The 1,455-nt window shown below is 58.5% G+C and carries 2 protein-coding genes; both read right to left on the bottom strand.

Features of this window, described 5'->3' with window-relative positions:
* Nucleotides 1-210: 210 nt before the first annotated feature.
* A complete protein-coding gene (locus tag CT676_RS43625; protein WP_135217354.1) occupies nt 211-1,212 on the bottom strand; it encodes an ABC transporter substrate-binding protein in 1,002 nt (333 codons plus the stop codon).
* A gap of 7 nt (nt 1,213-1,219) precedes the next feature.
* Nucleotides 1,220-1,455: hypothetical protein (locus tag CT676_RS45035; protein WP_205124651.1), on the bottom strand; the 236-nt coding region annotated here is incomplete at its 5' end.

Consider the following 1,455-nt stretch of genomic DNA (forward strand, 5'->3'; position numbering starts at 1 on the left):
GGATCTGTCCGCGCCTTCAACGAAGCGTCCCATCCATATCCCCCATCAGGAAACGGAGGAATCGTAACCGACTCGTGGCTTTTCACACAGCCAGGGTCAAAAGCGACGGTTTGGCGATGTCCGCGCTACTTCCGCTTTACCCCCGAAAACCGACATTCATCGTGAGGGGCGGCATGTCTCAAAAGGGCCAATCGCAGACATTCTGCCTGCTCATTCGATCACTTCGTCGGCGGTCAGGAGAGAGTCTCGACCAGCCGCCAAACCAAGCGCCTTGGCCGCCTTAAGGTTTACAACCAGCTCGAACTTGGTTGGCTGCTGTATCGGCAACTCGGCTGGCGTTGCGCCTTTGAGTATTCTGTCCAGATAGATAGCGGTCGCGCGTGACAGGTCAGGCAGGTTGACTCCGTAAGAGACAAGGCCACCGAGCTCCACGCCCTCTCTGGCGGCGTAGATCGTCGGGAGGCGGTTCTTCTCGGCAAAGGGTACAATCCGAGAGTACTGGCTGTACAGCATCGGACTAGGAAACACGACGAGACCATCCGCTCGCGCTTTGGCCAACTCCGCAAACGCGCTTTCGAGATCGGCGGGGCTATCCGCCGGCACAAGTTGAAGGCTTGCTCCGAGAGATCGGGCGGCGCTCTCAATCTCGTTCAGCATCCCCTTCATTGTGCGCTCACCGTATGCACGAGGGTGCCACAAAACGACAACGTGAGAGAGACCGGGAACGATCTCCTTAAGCAGTTGAAGCCGTTTGGACACCAACTCCGGGCCGAGAAATGCCGTCCCGGTGACATTGCCGCCCGGCCGCGCCAGACTGGAAGCGAGTTCGTCGTCGACGGGATCTGCCATGCCTATGCCGACAATCGGAATGGTGGAAGTCGCTTTCTTGGCTGCGCGGACGGCCGGGGTAGCCAAAGCAACAATTGCGTCGACGCGGTGCGTCACGAATTCCTGCGCGTACTCGTTGAGCTTGTCCTCATCGCCGTCTGCGAATTTACGGTAAAACGCGACATTCTTTCCTTCAGTATAGCCGAGCACACGCAATGCCGGCACAAACGCATCGAGAGTCTTTAGACTTGCGTCGGACTTGTCACCGCGGCCGAGTGAAAGCACGCCGATCTGATGAAGCTTGGTCGATTGCTGAGCATGACCTGCGAACGGCCACGTTGCAGCCATACCCCCAACAACCGTGATGAACTTGCGCCGTTTCATGCGGCCCTCAGCCAAGCCGAACTATCGTACAGACAAAAGGTGGCGCCTTGGAAGTGTAATCAGGCCGGTGAAAGTCTGCTAATGGGATGGTCCGGCCGTGCTCCTGCCCCGCCAGCGATAAGCTGGCCAGGGGCGCCAAGACAAGGAGCACGCCATGTCCCAGACACTCAATACCGCGATCGCCGTGATCGGCATCGATATCGGCAAAAACTCGTTCCATGTCGTGGGCCACGATGCGCGCGG

The sequence above is a fragment of the Bradyrhizobium sp. MOS001 genome (assembly GCF_004634465.1).
Taxonomy (GTDB): domain Bacteria; phylum Pseudomonadota; class Alphaproteobacteria; order Rhizobiales; family Xanthobacteraceae; genus Bradyrhizobium; species Bradyrhizobium barranii.

Bases quoted from the DNA above. Each gene is read 5' to 3' on its own strand.
- CT676_RS43625 (WP_135217354.1), bottom strand. From the start codon at position 1,212: ATGAAACGGCGCAAGTTCATCACGGTTGTTGGGGGTATGGCTGCAACG.